This is a genomic window from Sporosarcina sp. P26b (genome assembly GCF_002743245.1).
In the GTDB taxonomy this organism is placed as follows: domain Bacteria; phylum Bacillota; class Bacilli; order Bacillales_A; family Planococcaceae; genus Sporosarcina; species Sporosarcina ureae_C.
This window is the reverse complement of the sequence record NZ_PDYW01000031.1, coordinates 1-24,849: the sequence shown is the minus strand read 5'-3', so window position 1 is coordinate 24,849 and position 24,849 is coordinate 1. Positions and strand designations below refer to the sequence as shown.

The following is a 24,849-nucleotide window of genomic DNA, read 5'->3' as shown; positions in this document are numbered from 1 at the left end:
CGTTTTGTTTGAACAAGAGTTAGCTAGGTTAGCTTAGTATTTTCAAAAAGAGATTATCGATAGAGGGATAACAGCCCCCTTCATACATACACTGGATTTTATCTAAGTGGCTAACTTAATATTGCAATTTAGGAGTTTTTAATAATTACTTTTTCAATCATTTTGAACGACCTCCACCTCTTAAATACTCTTATTGTTCGTCTTATATCAAGAAAAAAACTATTACCTTAACCAATAGTTCGTACGTAAAAGCTGATAAAAATCGGAATGATTTTCGAATCACATAATTATTAAACCTTTGACAACCATTTCCCTATTGACACTATTTAATATCCTAACTTTCACCTGGATTGTTGAATAGCCCTATACAAAGCAACTAATAGTCCATTTGTTAAAAAATAAAGCTCAACTTAAATTACCAATAGTATAGCATAATAAATCCTATATTCTGTTCATACGACAAAATGGCATTGTTAATTCCAATGCCATTTGATGTTTTAATTCGGTATTAAATTTATTGTTATTTTACCTTGTAAGCCACTCAACTGGATGATTTACACACACTAGAACAACCTACTTGAACTGCAAATCAAGTAAAATACTTACATAAGTCGCGTAATTTTGATTACACAAAACCATACAACGCCAACACCTGTCTACTTTGTAAAGGATCCGCAATACTCATATCCACAAAATAAGGCAACTGCCACTTCTGTGTGTTCAACGCTTGCTTGCTTGTCGGCTGATCCCAGGCAGGATAGACGCGTAAAGCCATTTTCCCTTTTATAGAAGGTGACGCTAAAATATTCTGTTCCAGAAGGAGTTCTCTAGGGAAAACAAATTGACCGAACTGCCGATCATCTTTAAAAGTCGTAATGACCACAAAGTCTGGCGTCTCTTCATATGAATACGGCTGATTTCGATTCTGTTTATCTTTTTGCCAGAACGCCACAAACTGACCAATTTTCGTAGGTGTGACGTTCGCCACCCTAAATCGAATAGTTTTTGTCGCCAACTGAAACGTTCCGGCACCGTACTTCACATTTTGCATTTCTTCTTGGACACAATAAATGGGTAAATTAAGAGGTTCATACATCATTCTATTTACATGAGCTAATGCCGTAGTAAACTCCATCTACTTGTACCTATTTAATACATTCTCTGGAATATGACAATAATCTTCTGGATAATGATCCAACCGATCTTGATGTTCGTCTGCACTCTTTATATAATTTGTTAAAGGTTCCACTTCCACCACGATACGATCGACATCGTGTCTTGCCTGAATAAACGCATTCGCTTTACGTAAATGTTCGGATTGTTCGCTATAAATACCTGTCCTATACTTTTCGCCCATATCCTGCCCTTGTTTGTTCAAACTATACGGATCAATAATTTCAAATACATACTCCATTAATCTATCAACCGTCAAAACTACAGGATTAAACTCCACTTTCACACATTCAGCATAACCATCATATTCACCGTCAAGCGTTTGACTCGATCCATTCGCTCGACCCGCTTCTGTTAGTAGAACACCAGGCAAGGTTTTGATAAAAGCTTGCACTCCCCATAAACAACCACCTGCAACATATACAACTTCCATAAGAATTTCCCCTTTACAATCAATTCACCATAGTACACGCATGTTCTTATGTCTACTATCATATAAGTCGTTGTTTTGTTCAAGTGGATAGACAACACTCTGTATAAATTCAAAAACACAAAAAGACCGTTTATCTCAAAAACAGTCTTTTTGTGTTCATCATTTAGAACTTATCAACGATTACCGTATATCCTTTTCTACCTTACCATCTTTAATAACTACTTGAATCGTGTCATTATTAGCTAATGAATAAATATCTTCCAACGGATTTCCTTTCACAACAAGTACATCCGCAAGTTTTCCAGTCTCCAATGTACCGACTCGATCTTCCCACCCTAAACATTCCGCAGCTGTTTTTGTAGAAGCGATGATCGATTCCATAGGCGACATACCCGCATCAACCATTAAACCTAGTTCACGAAGGTTTGTACCATGCTTGAACACGCCAGCATCTGTACCCATCGCGATTTTAACGCCCGCATTATATGCTTTTGTGAAACTTGCGACGTGTTGATCAATCACTTCTTTAGATTTCTGCACAGCCGTTTCAGGCATCCCTGTTTCATGCGCCGTTTCTAAAACTGCAACTGGCGCTAATAATGTCGGGACGAGGAACGTACCGTTTTCAAGCATTAATTCAATCGCTTCATCATCAATGAAAATTCCGTGCTCAATCGAATGAACACCGGCGCGCACCGCGTTTTTAATTCCTTCTGCACCTTGCGCATGTGCCATTACTTTGATTCCTTTTCTAAAGTGACCTTCTTCCACCATCACTTTAAGTTCTTCCAATGAAAACTGAGTGAATTCCGGATGGTCAGTAGCACTCAAAACACCACCTGTAGCATGTACTTTAATGACTTCTGCGCCAGCACGCAACATTTCGCGTGTTTTCTTACGTACTTCTTCCACACCATCGCATAAACCATTCGGCATGCCCGGATAGTTCGAAGGCATAATATCTATTACATTTCCTGAAACGGTATAGCCATCGCCATGTCCACCTGTAATAGTCAATGCATTGATACTCAATTGCATTCTCGGACCTGAAATGAATCCATCTTCTATCGCCTTTTTGACTCCGGCATCGGCTCCAAGTGCGTCACGAACAGACGTAATGCCCGCATGTAATGTAGTTTTCAAATATTCCGCAGCTTGGTAATACATGAACGAAAATGGTGTAGACAAACGTTCCGCCACAGGACTAAATTGCATCATCATATGTACATGTGTATCGATGAAGCCTGGTAAAATCGTTCCACCTTGTGCATCTATAATCGTTTCATCTCCGGTAGCTTGATACTCGGATTTCTTTCCTATGAATTCGATTTTTTGACCAGTAATCACTACGATTTGATTAACTTTACTTTCCGAACCTGTTCCATCAATTACTAATCCGTTTTCTATTATAATCTTTTGCATAATTTCCCCTCCACTTTATATAGTTCGAACTTAGATGTCTGCAATGAAAGCGAAAGTGATCATGACCGTACTAAATGCCCCCATCAACCTAGACGCCAAGAGTTCATCCGTAATAATGTTTGCTTCTCTTTGATCTCTAGTGAAACGTATGTACTTCCTGATTACGATATCCAATATATCATGTTACAGATTCATATGTAAATAATATTCAGTTAAATTAACAAGTTCTTTATATTTTTATACATGTAATAATCATAAAACCTCTTATACTATCTAACGCGCAAGCATGCAGAAGCTTAGAAAGCTTTAAAAACTCCTCTATCAATAGTCTTTGTGCTATTTTGCTAAAACACTACATACACTAGTAAAGATTTATATGTATAGAGCAGTTTACATTAGTAATGGAGGAGATTTTTTTGATGGATGAATCAACTAATAAAAACATGGATCCTAAACAAAATCAAAAAATGAAACAGTTAGATGAATTTAAAGTAGATAATAAAGATAAAAAATTCACGACGAACCAAGGAGTCAAAGTATCCAATGATGAAGAATCATTAAAAGCAGGCGTACGCGGACCTACTTTAATGGAAGGTATTCATTTAAAAGAGAAGCTCATGCACTTTGACCGCGAACGGATTCCTGAACGCGTTGTCCATGCGAGAGGTTATGCAGCGCACGGCGAGTTTGAGTTATATGAATCGATGAAAGATTATACGACGGCTGGTTTTCTTCAAGAACCCGGAAAGAAGACTCCTGTTTTCACACGATTTTCTAATGTTGCGGGTAATTTAGGTTCTGTCGATACAGCGAGAGATGTTCGAGGTTTTGCGGTAAAGTTTTACACCGAAGAAGGTAACTATGATCTGGTAGGAAATAATCTACCTGTATTTTTCATTCAGGACAGCATGAAGTTCCCTGATCTCGTCCATGCGGTTAAACCTGAACCTGATACAGATATGCCACAAGCCGCTTCAGCGCATGATACGTTTTGGGATTTCGTAGCAAACAATCAGGAGTCCGCCCATATGGTTATGTGGCAAATGTCCGATCGCACGATTCCGAGAAGTTGGCGGATGATGGAGGGCTTTGGCGTTCATACTTTCCGATTCGTTAATAGTGAAGGAAAAGCTACATTCGTAAAATTCCATTGGAAACCGATACTAGGTGTACATTCATTAGTATGGGACGAAGCGCAGAAGATCGCAGGAAAAAATGCAGACTTCCAACGTAAAGACCTGTGGGACTGTATTGACAATGGCTATTTCGCAGAATATGAATTCGGCGTGCAGATGATTGCTGAAGAAGATGAATTCATGTTTGATTTCGATATTTTGGACGCGACCAAAATTTGGCCCGAAGAGATTGTGCCTGTTAAGATTATCGGAAAAATGACATTAAATCAAAACGTCACAAACGTCTTTGCCGAAACCGAACAAGCTGCCTTCCACCCAGGTAATATTGTTCCTGGAATAGATTTCACCAACGATCCCCTCTTGCAAGGAAGGCTACTATCTTATTTAGATACCCAACTCTACCGACTAGGCGGACCGAACTTCGCTGAAATTCCGATTAACCGCGCAGTATGTCCGTTCCATAATAACCAGCGTAATGGGTTCAATCGCCAGCGGATTGATGTTGGCAAAGTAAGCTATCATAAAAATTCACTCGCTAATAACACGCCTTCCACTTCGACAGCCAAAGAAGGCGGTCTTGAACATTACGCTGAGAAAGTAGAAGGCCGCGTCATTCAAGCACGGAGTGAATCATTCAAAGATCACTTTTCACAAGCTCGAATGTTCTGGAACAGTATGTCGCCTCCCGAAAAGCAGCATATTATTAACGCGTTTAGCTTCGAAGTAGGAAAAGTGAATAGTATAAGTGTTCGACAACAAGTGGTGGATATGTTCTCAAACGTTGATCGGGAAATGGCTACTGCAATAGCGAATAATGTAGGGGTCAACAAGCCGACGGGCGAGCAAGTGGATGTGACCGCATCCTCCCCTGCGCTGAGCCAGGAAAATACTGCTCGCTATCCATACAGCATGAAAGTTGGCATTTTAATCGGCGACGGTTTTGACGATGATGAAGTGAAATCCACAATTGAACACTTAGCGAAGTATGGTGTGTGGACGTATACGATTGGTGAAAAACTGGGTACGGTAAGAGGGAAGAATGGACTGGAGATTCAAGTCAATGAAACATTTTCAACCACGGCTCCGGTGCTATTCGATTCTCTGTATGTTGTAGGTGGAAACGCAGCAAATCAAGCGAAATTCAATTCGGATAGCGTCTATTATATTAATGAAGCATTCATGCATTATAAGCCGATCAGTGTAGCGAAAACCGGAAACTCTTTATTCGCAGCATCTAACGCGAAAAAAGGACCAGGCATTGTGCTTGCTAAAAATACTGCTGCATTTAACGACGAGTATATACTCGCAATTACCCAACAACGCTTTTGGGATCGAGATATTTACTGATTATATCCAGCAAAAAGCGTCACTCGGTTCCTCGCGAGTGACGCTTTTTTATATTACAATGATACACTCATTAAATAGCTGTCCATCCACCGTCAACTTTAATCGTTTCGCCTGTAACAAAACCGGCCATATCAGAAGCCAAATATAGAACCGCCCCTGAAATATCTTTCGGTTTCGCCAAACCATTTAATAAGATGCGATTCTCTACATCGGATTTAAAATCTACATCCTCAAACATCTTCTCTGTTAACTCAGTTTCAATGAACGTAGGAGCTACTGCATTGACCGTCACACCATGCTCCGCCCACTCTACCGCTAGTGCTTTCGTCAATTGAACAAGTCCACCTTTGCTGGCACAATACGCTGCACGTTTATAATAACCTACGAATGCCATTTGTGAAGCGATATTAATGATCTTGCCACTGTTTTGCTTCAGCATATGACGTGCGGCTGCCTGACTGCTAAAGAACACCGACTTCAAATTCAAATCAAGTACGGTATCCCAATCTGCTTCAGTCACTTCCATTGCAGCCTTCGCAATATTTACTCCCGCGTTATTCACTAACACGTCAATCGTTCCAAACTCCGTCACGACAGTCTCGATCAGTTGTTGAATTACAGATAAGTTGCTTAAATCTCCCGGTATCCCCATACATCTTGGATTCAACTCCTGCAGCTCTAATACTGCTTTTTGAAGAACTTCTTCATCACGTCCAGTAACGATGACATTCGCTTTAAGCTCCGCAAATGTACGCGCGATATCTTTTCCTATCCCTTTGCTTCCACCGGTAACAATTATCGTCTTGCCCGCAAGTTCAGTGAAATAGCTGCTCATTTTTCTACCTCCTCATCCAACTTCTTATCATTCTTCAAGAATTCGATCAACATGCGTTCTCGTTCTTTATTAATCTTTTGCGAAGTCTTTTCATCCCAGTCGTAAAATCCACGTCCGCTTTTATCCCCTAAATGACCCGCATCCACGAGACTAGTCACCGCTTCTCCCGACTGCTCAGCTACACTCAAGTCACTAAACAAATAATTCGAGATGGCCGAAAACACATCCAGTCCACCCATATCCGCTGTCATTAGAGGTCCGGTAACAGGCAAACGACGTCCGATGCTATAGGTAACTGCAGCATCTATGTCTTCTTTAGACGCTGCCCCAATGTCCAACAAATACTGCGCTTCTCTAAACAATGCGTATTGAAGGCGATTGCCTATAAAGCCCGTGATTTCTTTTTTTACAAGTACCGGCTTCTTATTCATCGACCTGATTAACTCCATTGCCGACTCTACCGTTTCGTCATCTGTATACTCTCCCTTTACAACTTCTACAAGCGGGATCAAATGTGCAGGATTCCAGAAATGAGTGACGATGAATCGATTCGGATACTTCATTTCTCTAGCTAGTTCACTAGGTTTAAATCCCGATGTGTTGCTAGCAATAATGCTTGTCTTACTGACGAGTTGCTCTAGCTTTTTATACAATACCCGTTTTAATTCAATTTGTTCAGGAATTACTTCAAAAATGAAACCGGAGTCAACAACTGCCTCTTCTAAGGAAGTTGTGAATTCAATGGCTTTCTGTATTTCTTCTATCTTAATTACATCTAGTAAACCGTTTTCCATCATAGTATCCAATTTACTTCGTAATCCAGCCCGTGCTTTATCAAGATCCTTTTCGCTCATTCCAACCAGTCTAACAGGAATACCTGACCAAGCAGCCGCCAGTCCTATAGAGTGGCCCATTGTACCGCAGCCTATAATCGTTATAGTATTCATTTCATTCACTCCTTTTCATTGCCTGGGAAATTAAGAGACCCAACAAACCAAGTTACGGCTCGTTGGGTTCATGTTCTTATAGTCCGATTGAGAATAGAATCACTGCAACCGCAGCACCAAGTATTGGTACAACAACTGACAACGCTCCAAATGCTGGGTACGCGTCTTTATGTGTTTCACCTGCAATGGATCGGATAGTCGTTACAACATATCCACCTTGAGGAAGTGAATCAAGTGACCCTGAAGATATGGAAACTGTACGATGCAAGGCTTCCGGATCGACGCCTAAATCTAAATAATGTGGTGCTAGTAGTGGCAAGGCGATAGCTTGTCCACCAGATGATGAACCAGTCAGTCCGGCAATAACCGCTACTGCCAATGCTCCACCGATCAGTGGGCTACCTGGTATATCCGTCATCACGTTGACCGCCGCTTCAAAAGCCGGTGTCGCCTTTACTACACCACCAAAACCAACAACTGCTGCAGTGTTGGCGATCGCAATCACTGCACCCATTGCCCCTTCTCCAACCGCATGTCCAAAGTTTTGGAAGTATTTTTTATTCAGCAAGAATGTCGCTAATATACCACCACTTAAAGAGATGATCAGTGCGGACGTTCCGAGTGATTGGTGTAAAAGTAAAGTGAGTCCAAGTACAACAACCAACGGAATCATGCTAAGAATTGGATTAGGAAGATCTCTTTTCATATCTACTTCTTTATCTGTTTTTCTTGAGATGAATTTCTCGCCATTGGCAACGGCTTTTGAAATCATTCGTTTCAACCACCAATAGCCAAATAAGAACATAAAGACGGCTACGAAAATACTAACTTCCCATCCAGCATATGGAGTCGTCCCAAGAAACTCAATTGGAATCCAGTTTTGGATTTCAGGAGATCCCGCAGATGTCATCGTAAATGTCGTAGAACCGAATGCCAGTGCCGCAGGAATGAATCTTCTTGGCAAGTCAGCTTGTTTGAAAAGACTGAGCGCCATCGGATATACCGAGAATGCAACAACAAACAAACTTACCCCGCCATACGTTAACACTGCACAAGCTATAACCACGGCCAATGCCGCCCTCTTCATACCGATTTTACTGACAATCCATTTTGAAATACTATCAGCACCGCCACTGTCTTCCATGACTTTACCAAATATTGCACCTGTCAAGAACATCAAATACCAAGAGGCGATGAATCCTGTAAATCCGCCCATATAGTTCGTTAAGAAGTTAACCGCGCCTTCTTCTACTAACTGTGGGAACAGCGGGATTCCATTCAAAATTGCGATAAACAGCGCTGTAATTGGCGCCGCAATAAGAAGGTTCATCCCTTTCATTGTCAAAAAGATCAAGATCGCAAGTCCCCCAAAAAGGCCGATCATCCCTAACATAGTCATTCCTCCTAATTACCTTGCTACCTTAAAAGTTCTCTTTAGTTTTTTCCGTAACGATCTACACGAAGTTGAGCTTGTCTAGCATGTCCTTCAAAGTTTTCCAATAGACAAAGTCTTGCTGCGTATTCGCCGATATAGGCTGAAGCTTCAGGTGTTGTGATCTTCTGATAAGTAACTGTTTTGATGAATTTACCCACCCATAATCCACCTGTATAACGAGCTGCCCCTTTAGTCGGTAATGTATGATTTGTTCCAATTACTTTATCTCCGTACGCTACGTTCGTCTCTGGTCCCAAGAACAAGCAACCGTAGTTAGTCATATTCTCAAGGAAGTAATCTGGGTTCTCCGTTAAAATCTCTACGTGTTCAAATGCCAAGCGATCCGCTTCTACACGAGCTTCTTCAATGGAATCCACGACCAATATTTGACCATAGTCTTCCCACGATACGCTTGCAACGTCTGCTGTCGGAAGCGTTTCCAATTGGCGCGCAATTTCTTTAATAGTTTCATGTGCCAGCTCTTCAGAAGTCGTAATCAATGCGCCAGGAGACGTTGGTCCATGTTCACCTTGTCCTAGAAGATCAATCGCAATCATTTCTGCATCTGCTGTGTGGTCTGCTACAACTAATGTCTCAGTTGGACCTGCAAAGAGATCTATTCCTACACGACCGTATAATTGACGCTTCGCTTCTGCAACGAACGCATTACCAGGTCCTACAATCATATCAACAGATTCAATTGTTTCTGTCCCGATCGCCATTGCACCCATCGCTTGAATGCCGCCCAACAAGTAAATTTCGTCTGCTCCTGCTAAATACATAGCCGCTATCGTCGCTTTTGGAATTTCACCATTAATCGGTGGTGTACATGCGATCACTCGTTTCACTCCTGCAACCTTCGCAGTCAATACGCTCATATGCGCAGACGCAACCATCGGGTAACGGCCCCCAGGGATATAACAGCCTACACTGTTTACAGGAATATTTTTATGCCCCAAAATAACTCCTGGAATATTTTCCACTTCTACATCATGCAATGAAGCCAGTTGTGCTTCTGCAAACGCTTTAATATTAGTTTGTGCAAACTTAATGTCTTCAATGACGCTATCAGGCACTTGTGCCACGATATCTTTAATTTCTGATTCGCTCAATCTGAATGATTCAGGGCTCCACTTATCGAACTTCTCAGATAATTCACGAACTGCTTGGTCACCACGAGTTTCTACATCTTTCAAAGCTCCTGCAACAATTTCGGATACCTTTGTGTCGTTTGCTACTACTTCTTCTTGAGATTTACCTGCTTTAATCACTTTTACCATGAGTACGCCTCCTATTTTTTAACCGCTTACATTATTCTTTGGACATTTTACTGATCTATATTTCTAAAACTTGTAAGAGTACTTACTATTGCATACGTATGCAATAGACTCTATATGAAAATCCTAGTCCAACAATTCATTAAAGTCAAGCAATTATGTGGTTTTTCTTTCAACTAATTTTCCATCCACTTCTATTGTGCGGACTAATCCTGTATAGGACTGGACTTCATCCATCAGATAAGTCACTGTTTTCTCGATCATTTCTTCTATTGGCTGTTCCCATGTAGTTAATTCATATGCAGGCCAAGAAGTCATCGCGATATTATCAAATCCAATAACCCTAGTGTGTTCTGGTATAAGAACTTTATACTTGCGAAAGGCATCCAGCAGTCCAAGTGCCATAATATCATTTGCAACAAAAATTGCAGAAGGTAACTGATTTTCTTCTAAAATGGTCATTGCCGTATTATATCCACCTTCGTAAGTGTAATCTGAATTATACGTACGGAGTGGGATATTTTGTTGATCGAGTATTTCACAAAAGCCTTTTTTTCGTTCAATACTTGTCGACGTATCTTCATTACCAGTCACCAACGCTAATTCAGTTGATCCAGTAGCTAATAAAAATTGTGCGATAGAGCGACCTGCTTGTAAATTATTGCAACTTATTGAATGATAGACGTTATTACGTGGCTTTCTATTAAAGAATACTATGGGAATATGACTTTTCTTGAACTCTTCCCCCACTTCTTGGGACATCGTAGCATCCGTCACGATTACGCCCGCTACATTGTAGTTGAGTAATGTTTCCACGTCTTCATCTTGGATTTCATCATTATTTGTTGAAACAAATAAGATACTGTATCCCTGCTGTTTAAAGATGGAGCTGAATCGTTTCAACACATGCGCATAAAATGGATTTTGCACATTTTTCATTACCAACCCAATAATTTTAGATTGGTTCGTAATTAGACTTCTCGCGTATACGTTAGGACGGTAACCAAGCTCGGCTGCCGCCTCCAGAACCCGTTTCCTAGTTTTATCCGAAACAGAAGCACCTTCAAAATAAACTCTTGAAACTGATGACTGTGAAACGCCAGCTAGCTTAGCAACGTCCATCGCAGTTACTGTATTTCGCATTTTTATCCATTCCCCCTAGTACTAGTTTTTAATTTACTGTATATGTATGACGGCTTTTTGTTTACTATAGAAACAAGACGTCTGTAGCTTATATCTTAATTTTAATTATATCAGAAAAGCTCATGTGAATTGACTACTAGTATGTATTGCTATCCAAAATAGTACACTGCACAATGGGAACGATTTGTGTGTTGTATGATTTCTTGAAAATTAATAAGCTGCCAGGTACCAACACAGTCATCCTGTGCTCGTACCTGGCAGCTTTAAATTTGTTCAGTTATTCATAAAGTGCCTCGTTTAACTCGTTTTAGTTACGAGTTCAGCGCACCTTCAGCTTCTGGAATATTTGTCATGTCAATCGCATTCATTCTACAGAAGTAGTCCATGAAATTTTGTGCTTCTTTGATTTCTTCTTCATCCGTTTTCAACGCAATGATATCTCGTAATATTTGAGCTGTCCAAATATTATCAAAATAGCGGAATGTTCCCGAATTCCATGAAGTACGATCTGGGTAGTTTTTATTTTTGTAGTAATTCCAGAAAAGCATTTTCTGAGATTCTTCTTCTGTCAGTGTTATTCTATATTCAGGGTGGTAAGGAACCAATCCGTCTTCCCCAATAGTACCTGTAAATGTATCATCAACCATGAAAAGACCTAAAATGATTCTTTCCGTTTCCGCTTGATCAGAAGTTCTTACGGTTAGAATACCTGCACTGTTCGGGCGCAAACGAGTAACAGGGTTCGGTAGACCTTTGTTCTTCCCGCTCTGAATGTTGCCTGTAGTTATTTCCCAACTATTCAAAATGTCTGATTGCTTTTCTGAATCTAACCAGAAAACGATTTGTGAGCTTTCATGAATTTTATGATTCTTGAGTATTTCTCTACGTTGCTGTTCTAATCTTTGAGCAGCTTTTTCTTCTTTACGTTTCTTCTCAAGTATTTTCTCTTCAGCTTTTCTTTCTACAAAGACTTTTTCTAACGACTCTGCCATACTTCGATCATTTAATTTAATAAAGTTTTCAAAAGCATCGGGATAAACAAATCTTTTAAGATCCTTGTTAAAATCAACGGTGATGAATGATTCCTCGTGTTCCACAATATTTCCTTCACCAAACACGTTATGAGTTATTTCTTCGTTAATCAAATTCACTAGACATTCTCCTCCTATTAAATTCTTTGATACACGTCTTGACAGTTAGTCTTATCAAGACCCCCTGCTACAACCTGCTTTTTAAAAAAATTATTAAATTAAATGGAACAAGCCAATTTTCAAATTCAAAAAAGCGCCCTCCATTCCTTGCTGGAATAAGCTGCGCAGGATCATCAAATGCAGTCCCGATTACTTGTACTTATATAGTATAACATGTAATCAGAAATTTCTCAAATTTTTAGTTGACATCGCTCAATTGTTTATCGTATAATATACAATTTTCATTTTGATAGAGAGTCTGTGAGTTACTAGTATTATGATCACTATTATTTACATAGAGATTACAATTTCATCATGAGCAATTGAAAAAAACATAGTGTCTTGGTGTCTTTGACAGTATATAGCTCTCAATTATATTCACTAGAGCTTCCTAATATCCCTCTGAAAATAATGAAATACCTCGTCTATCGTCCAGTCTACGTGATGTTGAAGTTCAATAAAATTACCCGGAAAATATTTAAAGAGCACCGCTATGTTTCAACGGTGCTCCATTATCGTATATTTATTGTACAGTTTCTTCTACAGGTGACTCTTCTTTTATATAACGCAACACAGGCTTACGCGCTGCCTTAGTTTCATCCAAACGACCGATGACAGTTGTGTGTGGTGCCTCTTGAACGATTTCTGGATTCTCCTCTACTTCTTTCGCAATTTGAATCATCGCTTCGATGAAGTTATCCAATGTTTCTTTGGACTCCGTTTCTGTCGGCTCGATCATCATAGCTTCCTCGACATTCAACGGGAAGTAGATTGTAGGCGGATGATATCCGAAATCTAACAAGCGTTTCGCCATATCAAGTGTACGCGCGCCAAGCTTCTTCTGGCGACGGCCTGATAAGACGAATTCATGTTTACAATGCTGTGTATACGGAAGGTCGAAGTATGGCTCTAGACGACGCATCATATAGTTTGCATTGAGTACTGCATATTCAGTAACAGCTTTCAAGCCATCCGGACCCATTGAGCGGATATACGTGTATGCACGTAAGTAAATACCGAAGTTTCCGTAGAATGGCTTCACGCGACCGATAGATTGCGGTACATCATAGTTTAGGACGAAACGATCATCCACTTTTTCAATGACTGGTTTCGGCAGGAATGCAGCGAGTTCGTCAGTTACCCCAACTGGACCTGAACCTGGACCACCGCCACCGTGAGGACCTGTGAACGTCTTATGCAAGTTCAAGTGAACCGCATCGAAGCCCATATCGCCTGGGCGTGCTTTGGACATAACGGCATTCAAGTTTGCTCCATCATAATACAGCTTTCCGCCAACTCCGTGAACTGCTGCCGCCATTTCCAAGATATCTTCCTCGAAAAGCCCCAGCGTGTTTGGATTCGTCAACATCAATGCTGCAGTATCGGGACCTACTTTTGATTTCAAGTCTTCAAGATCAACTAAGCCTTTTTCATTCGACTTAACTGTCACTGTGTCAAAGCCTGCAACCGTTGCAGAAGCTGGATTTGTACCGTGAGCAGAGTCAGGAACGAGTACTTTCGTACGCTGTGTATCACCATTTGCTTCATGGAAAGCACGAATCATCATCAATGCCGTCCACTCACCATGTGCACCTGCTGCAGGTTGCAATGTAACTTGTGGCATCCCCGTGATTTCAGCTAAGTGCTCTTGCAGATCATACGCTACTTCGAGTGCACCTTGAACCGTAGACTCGTCTTGTAACGGATGAACGCGTGCGAATCCAGGGAAGCGTGCAACCGCTTCGTTGATTTTCGGATTATACTTCATCGTACAAGAACCTAATGGATAGAATCCTGTATCGACTCCATGGTTACGATTAGACAATGCAGTGTAGTGACGCATGATGTCCAGTTCAGATACTTCCGGCAGTTCTGCGTCTTCTGTGCGAATAACACCTTGAGATAAAATAGACGCAACATCTACTTCAGGTACATCTAATTCAGGTAAGCTATAACCGATTCGTCCAGGTTTGGATACTTCAAAAATGAGTGATTGGTTTTCCTTATGCATGGATAGCCTCCAATTCTTGCACGTATGCATCGATTTCTTCTTTCGTACGTTGTTCTGTTACTGCGATCAGTGCGTGGTTTGCAAGACTTTCGTCCACAAGACTCAAATCGTATCCACCGATAATCCCTTGATCCAGCAAACGTTTGTTAACGTCTTTAATCGGTGATTTGCAATCTACGACTAGTTCATTGAAATGAGCAGCACCGAATTTCACTTCGAAGCCTGCTTTTTCAAATGCTTGTTTCGCGTAAGCTGTTTTCGCGATGTTTTGATACGCAATTTCTTTAATTCCTTCTTTACCAAGGGCTGTCATCGCAACAGATGCTGCAAGAGCATTAAGCGCTTGATTCGAACAAATATTGGATGTCGCTTTATCACGACGAATATGCTGCTCACGCGCTTGCAAAGTCAGAACGTATCCTCTACGACCTTGATCATCATTCGTTTCGCCGACTAGACGACCTGGTACTTTACGCATCAACTTTTTCGATACAGCAAAATATCCACAGTGTGGTCCACCGAATGACTCTGGAATGCCGAATGGTTGTGCGTCTCCAACAGTAATATCCGCTCCAAGCGCTCCAGGTGGTGTTAAGAGCCCTAAAGCAAGTGGATTCGCCGAAACGATCGACAATGCACCGTTTTCATGTGCAATATCACTGATTGCCTGAAGATCCTCTACTTGTCCGTAGAAGTTCGGGTATTGAACAAGCACTGCTGCAGTCTCGTCATCAATCAATTCCTTGAGCTTATCCATGTCTGTTACGCCATTTGTATGAGGAATTGTGACAACTTCAATATACTGCCCGTCAGCGTACGATTTCACCACTGCGTGTGATTCGTTGTGAACAGTAGCCGATACAAGCAACTTCTTGCGGCGTGTATGGCCTGCAGCAAGTGTGCCCGCTTCCGCTAGTGCTGTTCCGCCGTCATACATAGAAGAGTTCGCAAGCTCCATGCCTGTCAATTCACAGATCATCGTCTGGAATTCGAAAATCGCTTGCAACTCACCTTGTGAAATTTCTGGCTGGTATGGCGTGTATGCCGTATAGAACTCAGAACGTGAAATTACATGATCTACGATGATCGGACGATAGTGATCATAGACTCCCGCTCCTAGAAACGAAGCATAGTCTTGAGCGTTGATGTTTTTCGCAGCTAAACGTCCAAGTTCTTTTAAAAGAGATGTTTCGGATTTCGCAGGCTTGATCTTATATTCACCTTTGAATCGTACTTTTTCGGGAATATCCGAAAAGAGTTCATCGATGGAAGAAATTCCGATTGTTTCAAGCATGTCTTTCTGATCTTGCTCCGTCATAGGTAGATAACGATGCTTCATAATAGTTTACCCCTTTTCACTTATGATCTTTTATAGAAAGGTGTTGCAATAACTTTTGCTTTCAGACGTTTCGTGCGAATTTCTACTTCAACTTCTGTATCGAGCTCAGTGAACTCTGTAGACAATAGCGCAAAACCGATGTTCTTCTTTAATGTAGGAGACTGCGTGCCAGTTGTTACTTCACCGATCTCTTCGTCGCCCGCAAATACTTTATATCCAGTACGCGGAATCCCTTTATCGATCATTTCGAGTCCAACAAGCTTACGTTCGACGCCTTGTTCTTTTTGCTTCACCAATACATCCTTACCAATGAAGTCTTCTTCCTTATTCACTTTCACGACGAAACCAAGTCCTGCTTCGAGTGGAGATATATCTTCTCTTAGCTCTTGACCGTATAGTGGCAGTCCCGCTTCGAAGCGCAATGTGTCTCGTGCACCAAGACCTGCAGGTACGACACCATCTTCTTTGCCTTCTTGCAAAATCTTTGACCACAAGTTCTGGATGGCTTCAGCTGTACCGTAGATTTCAAATCCATTTTCTCCTGTATAACCAGTACGTGAAACAAGCACATCTTCCCCGCCTACTTGAACATGCTCTTTAAAGCGGAAAAATTTGATCTCTTCAAGCGTTTCATCTGTTAGTTTCTGTAATATTGTTTCCGCCACAGGACCTTGCAATGCGAGTAACGCATAGTTCGAAGACTGGTTATCGATGACCACATTGTCTGTCTGCTGCTTTTCCATCCATTCAACATCTTTTTCAATATTGGATGCATTAACTACTAATAAATAGCGTTCATCTTCTAATTTATAAATTAAGAAATCATCGATCGTTCCACCTTGCTCGTTACACATCACTGTATACTGTGCTTGGCCGATCTTCAGTTTCGAAACGTCATTCGTTACAAGTTTCTGCAAATAGTCAAGTGCTCCGCTACCACTAACAAACACTTCTCCCATATGCGAAACATCAAACAATCCCGCTTTTGTTCGAACGGCTTCGTGTTCTGCCTTAATGCTAGAAAACTGCACAGGCAACTCCCAACCGCCAAAGTCGATTGTTTTACCTCCGTACTCTTTGTAACTTTCAAATAACGGTGTACGTAATAATGGATTCGTCAAACTGTTTCCTCCTTTGTGTTCTAATCAAGAAACGATTAGTAGGTAATTCATCAAAAAAAGGACAGGGGTCTCCTATGAAAGAGAACCCCTGTCCTTTTGCCTGAAAGCTTTACAGTTTCCATACTTTCTTCGGCCGCTGATTACTCAGCACTCTCCAGAGATGCGTCATGTATGCGTTTTGTTACCTGAGAGATTCATAACGTTTGTTACTTGCTCCTTCGGCGGCGCCTAATGCGCGCTCTCCCCATACAATCATTCGCATGATTCAATTAATTTTTTCTTCACTGATATCTTAACATTTAACAGAAGTAAGCGCAATCTATTTCTTATAACAGTAAAAAAGCGAATGATAGTTTAATCTATAACTAAATCATTCGCTTTTATCCTTAGTTATTGATATCTTTCGATTTGAAAGATAATATACTCCGAAATATCCGTTAAAGACTTACCCGTCGTCTCCACTGTAAAGTGAGATGACTTCAAATATTTTGGTTTACGCTTTTTATACAGCGCTTCTAATTCCTGTCGCGAAGATTGTTGCACGATCGGCCGATTGACATCTGTCGAGATTCTTCGCCAAATATCGCGGAATGAGGCATTAAGAAAAAATACGATGCCGGTTTCTCGCATCAGTCGAATATTCTCTTCCTTTACTGCCACACCGCCACCAGTCGCTACAATACAGTATTCTTCCGGAAACTTCTGCAGGAATTCTGTCTCCAATTGTCGGAAGTACAGTTCTCCATACTGATCAAATATCTCAGGAATCGTCATTTGCATATGTTCTGAGATCTCATGGTCCATATCAAAGAACGGAATACCAGTCAGCGTATGCAGCCGTTTACCAATTGCGCTTTTTCCACACCCCATGAAACCTACCAAATAAATCCTTTTCATTTTCATCCATCCCGTTTCATTAATTCAACTGCTTTACGCTCATAATAGATTTCGAGCCAGTCGTATATTCTGTAGATACTATCATGCCATGAAACGAGGGAGAAAAGAAAGAGACTTACGAAAAATAATAATACAATCGCGAAAATAAATGATCCTCCCTTCTCATTCTTGATATAATCCAATCGCAAACGTCCTTTCTTTGCGCCTACCATCCATCATTTCGACAGCAATCTGCAATTCGCTACCGTTCACTGTAAATGCGTAGGTTTTTACATTCATCAACAGTGGAACATGACCGTCGCCATCTACCACCTTTCGAATCATTTGCTTGTATTGCTGTATAATGATTTCCCCTCTTTTAGTTTGAAAAGATAAAATTGTAGGGTTGATTTCAGTGACTGCTGTTACTTCTTCTAATACTTCCTGAAACTCTAAAGAAAACAGTTCCCATTCACCAAGCAAATCTCCTTGATATACTTTTTCTATAGGTGTTTGCCAATAAAAAAACAACACCGCTAATTGAATAAGCATAGTGAATATGAGTAAATGAATAATACTTTCCAATAATGAATAGCCTTTTTCATTCCATGATTTCATATACTCACACACTTACGATTTGCGACTTGTTGTACTTCATAAACTACACAAACTTGGCCATCCTCGACAGTCCAATCATAATGTAATTTTTCATACGATCTCCGTCCTGTTGCTTGTCCTGAAGATTTAAACAGTATAGCCGCTTGATATGTGGTCTGTGCTGCAATCATCGCGGACTTTTTTCCAGCCACGGATGACGTCAATGTGGTAGCCAAGGGCAAAAGCGAACTAAAAATGACCATGACAATTACTAAAGACAGCATAGCTTCAGGCCACGATTGCCCTTTTTCATTCATAGACGATCATCCTTCCCCGTTCAAACTGGAATGAGATTGTGACAAGACCTTTACTTTCTGTATTAATAGTTATTTTTCCTGTACGAATCAAATATCCTGTTTCAGCGAAGTCCAACTGTTTTAACGGAGAATTTTTCGACCTGTGCATTCCTGAAGGAAGTTCACCATGTAATATCTCTACTAAACCATTCGTTTCGACCGTGTATTTCTGACCCTCTTCATAAAATTTCAAACTAACTCTTTCCTTATGTGTAATAGCATATAATTGTGCTTCATGAACAGTCGCGATGAATAATTGCAACGCATCTTCTTCAGTCACTCTCTGTAAACGCTTCTCACTAAAGGGTAGAATAACGGCTGTTATAATCATCATAATAGATAACACAAGCAAAAGTTCTAAAAAAGTAAAGCCACGCTGATCATCAATAGCTTGTTTAACCTCCTCCATTAGTCGCCGTGACTTTACCATCTCCAGCGATTGTGATCGCATTTCCATTTGGACACGCAGGGTTCTCTGGTAAATACCCATCTGTAGTCAGCGCCGTAAGTGTGGGAACGGATTTCTTGTCCATTTTATATGCTTGCACCTGACCTTCTACCATTTTCACGTACGCCTCACAGCCCTTTTCGTCTATCGATTTGGAATGCTTTGTGACGTTCGGGATTGCAATCAAAATCAAAACAGTTATGATCAGCAACACGATCATCATTTCTATTAATGTGAAACCTCTTTCATTCTTTAGCAATGTTTTTCCTCCTCTTAAATACTGTCGATCATTTTATAAACTGGTAGCAGAATAGATAAATAAGATAATAGGATACAGACGGCAAGCACACCAAATAGAGCGGGTTGTAGAATCGCAATCCATTTACTAGCCTGCTCTTCTAGCTGTTGCGTCGTATGTTCGCTATAGAGCATAAGTTCCTTCGATAAATAGCCCGTATCAGCACCATGCTTCGCAAAATCTGCAAGTCTCGGTGACAGCCCATCAGTTAAACGGATCGCTTCATGCAAAGATTCTCCATAAATAATTTGTTGACTCAGTTCGTTTGTGATAACAGATAATATCGGGTCTTCCGTCTGTTCATTCAGAACCGCTAAGGCGCTTTGCATCGATAATCCTGACTGCAGTAAACTACCTAGTTCACTCGCAAAATCTCTAGTTTTCATTTCACTATAGAAAGTCTTGAGTCCAGGAACTTTCAAAATATAGTGTAAAGCCTCGTATGGGGACAACTTTTTCAACCATATTCGGCTTAACAAAAAAACAACACCTAAAATAACTGCTAGCACTAACAATACATCTGGTATGGAAGACACAAGCTTTGGCAGTAATTGAACGAGTCCACCTTCTTCATTCGCCCGCATTACAGTCAACGCTTCAAAATTCGGCAGAAAAAACTGTCGGAATGCTACTAATAAAAGTAGTAAGAAAGAAAACAGCACACTTGGATAAGCTAATAGTTTACGAATCTGTTTTTGCTTCTCCACTTTACGATTGACACGATCCGCTACTTCTTTCAACGCGCGTATCAAGTTGCCATCTACTTCCGCAATCACAATAGGAAGCATAATACTATTACCGAATCCTAAACCCTTCAAAATATGTGAAACCCCATATCCCATCTTTAATTGCTCTTCAACTTGTTGAAGTTTCTCTTCATATTCTTTTGTGTGGTAGGGTAAGATCAAAATAAGACCTTCATGAAATGTATAGCCTTCTTGTATTAACACGGAAAGTCGCACTAAAAACTCAGCTGGTTTTATTAACTTTTTATTGGCAGACTGACTGAATATTTTATTCCGAATCATAAGGAACCTTTTCATACAAAGCTTGCTGTACTTCAATTTTCTTATCAAATGGCGTTATAAACCTTTGACCATTACCCATAGCTTCGGTCGCTAATTGCAAATCTGCCTCTTGTAATATCTCAAAAACCGCTGCTGTTTCTCCGGACTGTTGGGTAATCAAGCGTTGAGCGGATATTGCGATAATCGTCTGTCTAAGTTCTTCCATATGAATGCCAAGATCCAGCAAACGATACAAGCAACCGACTGGATCTTTCGCATGGATGGTACTAAGAACCAAATGTCCAGTCAGTGCTGCTTCAACAGCGATCTTAGCCGTCTCTGCATCACGTATTTCACCGATCATAATAACGTCAGGCGAATGTCGTAAAATAGCTTTTAATCCCGCAGAATATGTAATACCCGAACGCTCATTCACTTGGATTTGCAGTAGATGACTATGGTTATTCTCAACAGGATCTTCTAGTGAAATGACATGACGCTTAAGTTCGGTTACACAATGCGATGTCAAAGAGTAAAGTGTAGTTGTTTTACCTGAACCAGTGGGTCCCGTGACTAGAAACAGTCCCTGTTTGCATGCAGCGGCTTCGACTAATTGTTCAGTCCAGTCAGGATTAAAGCACAACTGATTTAGCGGGACGATCTTGTCATGTTTTTGAATGCGGATGGCAACACTTTCTCTCAATTGAATAGATGGGATTGTTGAAATGCGAAAAGAGAAGTTACAGTCGAAGAATGACCGATGAAAGGAACCGCTTTGGGGACGACGCTGTTCACTAATATCTAACGAAGATAAAAATTTTAAGAATGAAATTAAACGGCCACCTAATGTGTGTGGGTACTCACCGATCTTTGAAAAGTACGAGTGCTTGCGAATGGTTACGTCATATCCTTGTGTCGTGGGAACAAAGTGAATATCCGTCGCTTCAGACTCAATCGCTTTCTCAAGCAGTTGTAAACATGTTTTTTCTATAGGGTTCTTATCAATTTCCATAGTTTTCTCCTTTCTCCATTCGACAAAAGACCACTTTTCATCTTAAAAAGAAGTATATAGGGGAATTAAATTGTTTAAAAACACACTACATTTGTGTTAATTCATTTTTGATAGTCAATATTCAGTCAAAATTTATTTCTTATCAAGAATTTGCTATCAAAAATCAATTTTCACATTATTTTAGTTCATGTTCTGTTATACTGTAACTAGCTACTGTCTAAAGCCGTACACATAAGTACACTCTTTTGTCACAATGTAAAATCGATTGGAGTTTACTTTTAGGCTGACGTTCTATTATAATGGATAAGAGCTTATTGTAATGTTGTGAAGGAGGGATTCTTAGATGGATAATATGTTTAAACTTTTAGGATTCTGGTCAGGTATTTTTGCTGTAATGTTCTATGTAGGAAATATGATTCCAGCTTCTTTACTTATGGTCGCAGGTACTATCTTCTTTATTCTACTTGGATACTTGAAGCTTTCAGAGCGTATGTATATTTACTTATTCGGAGCATACCTGATGATCTTCATGGTTGGTTTCAGTTACTATTCAATCTTCATTCACGTACCTGGTGGAGGACACTAATCCGTACATACAAAAAACAGCTTCCTCAATGGAAAGCTGTTTTTTGTTTATTTTACTTTTGATCAAAATCCGTGCAAGTAGGGATTCTGATCTTTTTCGTTTCCAGGTGTCGTTGCAGCTCCATGTCCTGGATAGATCAACATTTCATCGTCAAGTGTCAACAGTTGTTCATGGATCGCTGTAAGCAATGTTTCTGTGTCGCCCCCTGGCAAGTCCGTACGACCGATACTTCCTTGGAACAATGTATCCCCTACGATGGCGAATCCATCCTCTTCAAAGATATAGCAAACGCTTCCAGGAGAGTGTCCAGGCACGTGACGCGTCTCCATCTTAAAAGGACCTACTTCTAAATATTTTTCATCATGAAGTAGGACGTCAGCTGGATTACAAATGACATCTGGCAGTACCGGATATTTCGCTGAACCGTTTAACTCGGGATTTGCAAGCCACTTCTTTTCTGCCACATGCAAATATACAGGGATATCATATGCAGTACGAATTTTTTCCAACGCACCTATATGATCAAAGTGGGCATGTGTCAGCATAATAGCAACAGGCTTCAGTGATAACTTTCGCAATTCAGAAAGCAAAGCTTCCCCATCTTCGCCTGGATCAAAAATTAAACAACTCTTTTTTTCGTCTTCCAATATGTAACAATTCGTCTGAATTGGACCTAGTGGATGTATATGTACTCTCATTTATCTCACCTCTTTGTCTAATATTAATGAATACGGACACAAATTTCAAATATTGTTCATTATTTAATCTCGACAAAACGTTTCATTAACAGTACAATAGAGGAGGAATATCGCTTTATGGCATTCATTTTTTCAATGTTGAAAGGAGTGTCTACTCAATGAATTTATTAGTCATCATTTTTGGATTGATTGCAATCTTAGCAGTCTTTGGAACGGTCCAAGCTTTTAAAGAGCGGAATCTTTTAAGTATTGTTTTCAATGTGGTAACGGTTGTAGTTATCGGAGGATTTACGATTGCTACTGTTATATATTCAGGATACCCACCACAATTACACAAATAAGTTCCAAAAAATAAGGACACCCCTTTATCGGGGATGTCCTTATTTTTTTTTGGTTGGAGAGTGCTTCGTCAGCCACATACTTCGATCAAACTCACTTACCTTTTATAGCTAGTTTTATTCCAATGGTCCAATCTCCAACCACTTCACAGCCTCACCAGTCTCTACATCAATCCACGTATCCAAGTTGTACCCCGTTAGACACTTGTTACCTTTACAATCAAGCGAGCCGCCTTCTGATAGCGCTTGACGCTTCACTTCCTTGCCATCCTGTATTTCTACTAGAAAACTCGTCGGCATCATTTCAGTTTGATTGGTGACGGTCATCATCAGCGTATTTTCATCCATAAACACCACTTGGTCCATCATAAAAGAATCATCTTCTGCAAGCCATGTGTTCATCTCTTCTCCCACTGTATCTAGCACGGAATACCGTATGTGCTCACCGTCAAACGTTTCAATCAATACTCGACCACCCGCTGAATAAAACTGATTGACATCTTTCGCGAGCACTGTTTTCTCACCAGTTGATAGTGATTCTTTCAATAAGTCCGTCTCTTCCATATATACCAGCTCTTCGGTGCCTAACCAGCCAGGAAATGGATCAGCAAGTTCTACTGCCACCAAAGTATCGTCATTCGCATCATATCGTATAATGTCATAACTCCAATCTTCAGCGAAAGCTGTAATCAGTATTTGGGAAGCGTCGATATCATTCCATTGAATCTCAAGTTCTGAGGATTCTACTGACACTTCATTTAATGCATTCCCATCATGATCGAGTATATGTATAATCGCTTCAGTTGAGTCTTTTGCTGTTTTGACGAGTAGTTGCGGAACAGAAGAGTGAATTTTTACCTCAGAGATTATGGAAGAACTCGTAAATATAGTATGTATTTCTCCAGTCTTCAATTCAAACGATTGAAGACGATCATCTGCAGCATGATGATCCACGTACATAATTGTTGTTTCATTTAACCAACCTACAACGAATCGGATCTCGTCTTCAGTAGTAGTTAATATTTTCAAATCTTGTGCCTCTAGTGGAACTTCATTTTCTGTTGTTTGCATTTCAGTTTTAGCATCTTTGGTTTGCGTACAGCCTATGAGGAGACCTGCACACGCTATTGGTATAAGTATTTTCCTCATTTCTTGCACTTCCTTTACTATTTATACTTATAAAGGGTCTACATAAAACGCTGAAATGTAGTGAAAAATATGCAATTGTAATTTATTAATCACAATCAGCTATCGGACTCATGATACCACTTGTTCGTCCACAAAGCAGTTGAAAGCTTTAATAACTTTATAAATTGGGGGCGATGAGCGGTTGCGGGAGGCTATAGAGCGGTGAGCGCGGCTGATAGAGCGGTCGCAGCGTGTGATAGAGCACTTAGCGATGCCAATAGAGCAGTCAACGCAGTGGATAGAGCGCTTATGGAGAAAGATTGATCTGTACATATTTATTGGTGAAAATTAGCTACGTATTGAAGGCTATGAGCGGTTGTGGGGGATGATAGAGCGGTGAGCACGGCGGATAGAGCGGTCACGGGGAGGGATAGAGCACCCAGCAACGCCAATAGAGCGGTCAACGCTGCGGATAGAGCGCTTACGAAGAACGATTGATCATATCAAGCTAGCTAGAGAGCACAAGAAATGAAGGAATCATCCACTTATTACAGCAAACATGCATGATCCCCTAAAACCACAAAAAAGAGGCTGGGACATAATTAGCCAGAAGTGAGCCAAAAAAGGGTTCGATCATCGGTTTTTGATGATCGAACCCTTTTTGTATAGAAATCCTTGTATGATTTCTATACGTTT

24 protein-coding genes and 1 riboswitch are annotated in these 24,849 nt (G+C 40.5%); of the genes, 3 read left to right on the top strand and 21 right to left on the bottom strand.

What is annotated here, in order from left to right; all coding sequences use genetic code 11:
- Nucleotides 1-625 precede the first annotated feature (625 nt).
- From CSV69_RS15150 to CSV69_RS15140, 3 genes are all read right to left on the bottom strand, one after another.
- Nucleotides 626-1,135: a MepB family protein gene (locus CSV69_RS15150; RefSeq protein ID WP_085426081.1), complete on the bottom strand. Its 510-nt coding sequence runs from the start codon at nt 1,133-1,135 to the stop codon at nt 626-628.
- Nucleotides 1,136-1,606: a peptide-methionine (S)-S-oxide reductase gene (locus CSV69_RS15145; RefSeq protein ID WP_099625151.1), complete on the bottom strand. Its 471-nt coding sequence runs from the start codon at nt 1,604-1,606 to the stop codon at nt 1,136-1,138. It lies immediately after the preceding gene.
- A 180-nt stretch (nt 1,607-1,786) separates the two neighbouring features.
- Nucleotides 1,787-3,028 (bottom strand): metal-dependent hydrolase family protein, encoded by a 1,242-nt coding sequence (locus tag CSV69_RS15140; protein WP_099693857.1) that lies wholly within the window; start codon nt 3,026-3,028, stop codon nt 1,787-1,789.
- A 419-nt stretch (nt 3,029-3,447) separates the two neighbouring features.
- Here CSV69_RS15140 and CSV69_RS15135 point away from each other — a divergent pair, with 419 nt between their 5' ends.
- Nucleotides 3,448-5,511 carry a catalase gene (locus CSV69_RS15135; RefSeq protein WP_099693856.1) on the top strand — a complete coding sequence of 688 codons (2,064 nt, stop codon included), beginning with the start codon at nt 3,448-3,450 and terminating at the stop codon, nt 5,509-5,511.
- A 70-nt stretch (nt 5,512-5,581) separates the two neighbouring features.
- On the opposite strand, the gene CSV69_RS15130 is transcribed toward CSV69_RS15135, so the two are convergent.
- The 16 genes from CSV69_RS15130 to comGA form a co-directional block, all read right to left on the bottom strand.
- On the bottom strand, nt 5,582-6,346 hold the full coding sequence (locus CSV69_RS15130) for an SDR family NAD(P)-dependent oxidoreductase (protein WP_099693855.1): 765 nt from the start codon (nt 6,344-6,346) through the stop codon (nt 5,582-5,584).
- Nucleotides 6,343-7,293, bottom strand: a complete 951-nt coding sequence (locus CSV69_RS15125; protein WP_099693854.1) for a 3-hydroxyacyl-CoA dehydrogenase family protein — start codon at nt 7,291-7,293, stop codon at nt 6,343-6,345. The genes CSV69_RS15130 and CSV69_RS15125 overlap by 4 nt, the downstream gene beginning before the upstream one ends.
- A 76-nt stretch (nt 7,294-7,369) precedes the next feature.
- Nucleotides 7,370-8,686, bottom strand: coding sequence for a GntP family permease (locus CSV69_RS15120; RefSeq protein ID WP_099693853.1), 1,317 nt, complete (start codon nt 8,684-8,686; stop codon nt 7,370-7,372).
- Between the two features lie 41 nt (nt 8,687-8,727).
- Complete coding sequence (gene hisD / locus CSV69_RS15115) at nt 8,728-10,008, bottom strand: histidinol dehydrogenase (protein WP_085426074.1); 1,281 nt, start codon at nt 10,006-10,008, stop codon at nt 8,728-8,730.
- 153 nt (nt 10,009-10,161) lie between these two features.
- On the bottom strand, nt 10,162-11,148 hold the full coding sequence (locus tag CSV69_RS15110) for a LacI family DNA-binding transcriptional regulator (protein ID WP_099693852.1): 987 nt from the start codon (nt 11,146-11,148) through the stop codon (nt 10,162-10,164).
- 311 nt (nt 11,149-11,459) lie between these two features.
- The gene (locus tag CSV69_RS15105; protein ID WP_099693851.1) at nt 11,460-12,299 is read right to left on the bottom strand and encodes a malate synthase; all 840 of its coding nucleotides are present in this window, start codon (nt 12,297-12,299) and stop codon (nt 11,460-11,462) included.
- Nucleotides 12,300-12,861: 562 nt separating this feature from the next.
- Nucleotides 12,862-14,349: an aminomethyl-transferring glycine dehydrogenase subunit GcvPB gene (gene gcvPB, locus CSV69_RS15100; RefSeq protein WP_085426071.1), complete on the bottom strand. Its 1,488-nt coding sequence runs from the start codon at nt 14,347-14,349 to the stop codon at nt 12,862-12,864.
- On the bottom strand, nt 14,342-15,688 hold the full coding sequence (gene gcvPA / locus CSV69_RS15095) for an aminomethyl-transferring glycine dehydrogenase subunit GcvPA (protein WP_099625144.1): 1,347 nt from the start codon (nt 15,686-15,688) through the stop codon (nt 14,342-14,344). The genes gcvPB and gcvPA overlap by 8 nt, the downstream gene beginning before the upstream one ends.
- A gap of 20 nt (nt 15,689-15,708) precedes the next feature.
- The gene (gcvT, locus tag CSV69_RS15090; RefSeq protein ID WP_099693850.1) at nt 15,709-16,809 is read right to left on the bottom strand and encodes a glycine cleavage system aminomethyltransferase GcvT; all 1,101 of its coding nucleotides are present in this window, start codon (nt 16,807-16,809) and stop codon (nt 15,709-15,711) included.
- Between the two features lie 163 nt (nt 16,810-16,972).
- A riboswitch (glycine riboswitch) is annotated at nt 16,973-17,065 on the bottom strand.
- Nucleotides 17,066-17,199: 134 nt separating this feature from the next.
- Nucleotides 17,200-17,706, bottom strand: a complete 507-nt coding sequence (locus CSV69_RS15085) for a shikimate kinase (protein ID WP_085426068.1) — start codon at nt 17,704-17,706, stop codon at nt 17,200-17,202.
- 162 nt (nt 17,707-17,868) lie between these two features.
- Nucleotides 17,869-18,303: a competence type IV pilus minor pilin ComGF gene (gene comGF / locus CSV69_RS15075; RefSeq protein ID WP_099693849.1), complete on the bottom strand. Its 435-nt coding sequence runs from the start codon at nt 18,301-18,303 to the stop codon at nt 17,869-17,871.
- Complete coding sequence (locus CSV69_RS15070; RefSeq protein WP_099625142.1) at nt 18,300-18,599, bottom strand: hypothetical protein; 300 nt, start codon at nt 18,597-18,599, stop codon at nt 18,300-18,302. The genes comGF and CSV69_RS15070 overlap by 4 nt, the downstream gene beginning before the upstream one ends.
- Complete coding sequence (gene comGD / locus CSV69_RS15065; protein WP_158232698.1) at nt 18,592-19,047, bottom strand: competence type IV pilus minor pilin ComGD; 456 nt, start codon at nt 19,045-19,047, stop codon at nt 18,592-18,594. Before comGD ends, CSV69_RS15070 begins: the two co-directional genes overlap by 8 nt.
- Entirely contained in the window at nt 19,034-19,345 is a 312-nt protein-coding gene (gene comGC / locus CSV69_RS15060; protein WP_099693847.1) for a competence type IV pilus major pilin ComGC, read from the bottom strand. Before comGC ends, comGD begins: the two co-directional genes overlap by 14 nt.
- Before the next feature lie 14 nt (nt 19,346-19,359).
- The gene (gene comGB, locus CSV69_RS15055; protein ID WP_158232697.1) at nt 19,360-20,412 is read right to left on the bottom strand and encodes a competence type IV pilus assembly protein ComGB; all 1,053 of its coding nucleotides are present in this window, start codon (nt 20,410-20,412) and stop codon (nt 19,360-19,362) included.
- Entirely contained in the window at nt 20,399-21,403 is a 1,005-nt protein-coding gene (gene comGA / locus CSV69_RS15050; RefSeq protein ID WP_099693846.1) for a competence type IV pilus ATPase ComGA, read from the bottom strand. The genes comGB and comGA overlap by 14 nt, the downstream gene beginning before the upstream one ends.
- A gap of 343 nt (nt 21,404-21,746) precedes the next feature.
- Here comGA and CSV69_RS15045 point away from each other — a divergent pair, with 343 nt between their 5' ends.
- Nucleotides 21,747-21,989 (top strand): DUF2626 domain-containing protein, encoded by a 243-nt coding sequence (locus CSV69_RS15045; RefSeq protein ID WP_085426061.1) that lies wholly within the window; start codon nt 21,747-21,749, stop codon nt 21,987-21,989.
- A gap of 62 nt (nt 21,990-22,051) precedes the next feature.
- Here the strand turns inward: CSV69_RS15045 and CSV69_RS15040 are convergent, their stop codons facing one another.
- Nucleotides 22,052-22,687: an MBL fold metallo-hydrolase gene (locus tag CSV69_RS15040; protein ID WP_099693845.1), complete on the bottom strand. Its 636-nt coding sequence runs from the start codon at nt 22,685-22,687 to the stop codon at nt 22,052-22,054.
- A gap of 158 nt (nt 22,688-22,845) precedes the next feature.
- Here CSV69_RS15040 and CSV69_RS15035 point away from each other — a divergent pair, with 158 nt between their 5' ends.
- The gene (locus tag CSV69_RS15035) at nt 22,846-23,028 is read left to right on the top strand and encodes a DUF2759 family protein (RefSeq protein WP_029054522.1); all 183 of its coding nucleotides are present in this window, start codon (nt 22,846-22,848) and stop codon (nt 23,026-23,028) included.
- 114 nt (nt 23,029-23,142) lie between these two features.
- On the opposite strand, the gene CSV69_RS15030 is transcribed toward CSV69_RS15035, so the two are convergent.
- Nucleotides 23,143-24,174, bottom strand: coding sequence for a YqgU-like beta propeller domain-containing protein (locus CSV69_RS15030; RefSeq protein WP_099693844.1), 1,032 nt, complete (start codon nt 24,172-24,174; stop codon nt 23,143-23,145).
- Nucleotides 24,175-24,849 lie beyond the last annotated feature (675 nt).

Coding starts and splice junctions, on each gene's coding strand:
- CSV69_RS15085 (WP_085426068.1), bottom strand. CDS start 17,706: ATGAAAAGGATTTATTTGGTAGGTTTCATGGGGTGTGGAAAAAGCGCA.
- CSV69_RS15130 (WP_099693855.1), bottom strand. CDS start 6,346: ATGAGCAGCTATTTCACTGAACTTGCGGGCAAGACGATAATTGTTACC.
- gcvPA (WP_099625144.1), bottom strand. CDS start 15,688: ATGAAGCATCGTTATCTACCTATGACGGAGCAAGATCAGAAAGACATG.
- CSV69_RS15135 (WP_099693856.1), top strand. CDS start 3,448: ATGGATGAATCAACTAATAAAAACATGGATCCTAAACAAAATCAAAAA.
- comGA (WP_099693846.1), bottom strand. CDS start 21,403: ATGGAAATTGATAAGAACCCTATAGAAAAAACATGTTTACAACTGCTT.
- comGD (WP_158232698.1), bottom strand. CDS start 19,047: ATGGAGGAGGTTAAACAAGCTATTGATGATCAGCGTGGCTTTACTTTT.
- gcvPB (WP_085426071.1), bottom strand. CDS start 14,349: ATGCATAAGGAAAACCAATCACTCATTTTTGAAGTATCCAAACCTGGA.
- CSV69_RS15140 (WP_099693857.1), bottom strand. CDS start 3,028: ATGCAAAAGATTATAATAGAAAACGGATTAGTAATTGATGGAACAGGT.
- CSV69_RS15070 (WP_099625142.1), bottom strand. CDS start 18,599: ATGAATGAAAAAGGGCAATCGTGGCCTGAAGCTATGCTGTCTTTAGTA.
- comGB (WP_158232697.1), bottom strand. CDS start 20,412: ATGATTCGGAATAAAATATTCAGTCAGTCTGCCAATAAAAAGTTAATA.
- CSV69_RS15120 (WP_099693853.1), bottom strand. CDS start 8,686: ATGTTAGGGATGATCGGCCTTTTTGGGGGACTTGCGATCTTGATCTTT.
- CSV69_RS15125 (WP_099693854.1), bottom strand. CDS start 7,293: ATGAATACTATAACGATTATAGGCTGCGGTACAATGGGCCACTCTATA.
- CSV69_RS15145 (WP_099625151.1), bottom strand. CDS start 1,606: ATGGAAGTTGTATATGTTGCAGGTGGTTGTTTATGGGGAGTGCAAGCT.
- CSV69_RS15045 (WP_085426061.1), top strand. CDS start 21,747: ATGGATAATATGTTTAAACTTTTAGGATTCTGGTCAGGTATTTTTGCT.
- CSV69_RS15150 (WP_085426081.1), bottom strand. CDS start 1,135: ATGGAGTTTACTACGGCATTAGCTCATGTAAATAGAATGATGTATGAA.
- CSV69_RS15030 (WP_099693844.1), bottom strand. CDS start 24,174: ATGAGGAAAATACTTATACCAATAGCGTGTGCAGGTCTCCTCATAGGC.
- comGF (WP_099693849.1), bottom strand. CDS start 18,303: ATGAAATCATGGAATGAAAAAGGCTATTCATTATTGGAAAGTATTATT.
- hisD (WP_085426074.1), bottom strand. CDS start 10,008: ATGGTAAAAGTGATTAAAGCAGGTAAATCTCAAGAAGAAGTAGTAGCA.
- CSV69_RS15110 (WP_099693852.1), bottom strand. CDS start 11,148: ATGCGAAATACAGTAACTGCGATGGACGTTGCTAAGCTAGCTGGCGTT.
- CSV69_RS15040 (WP_099693845.1), bottom strand. CDS start 22,687: ATGAGAGTACATATACATCCACTAGGTCCAATTCAGACGAATTGTTAC.
- CSV69_RS15035 (WP_029054522.1), top strand. CDS start 22,846: ATGAATTTATTAGTCATCATTTTTGGATTGATTGCAATCTTAGCAGTC.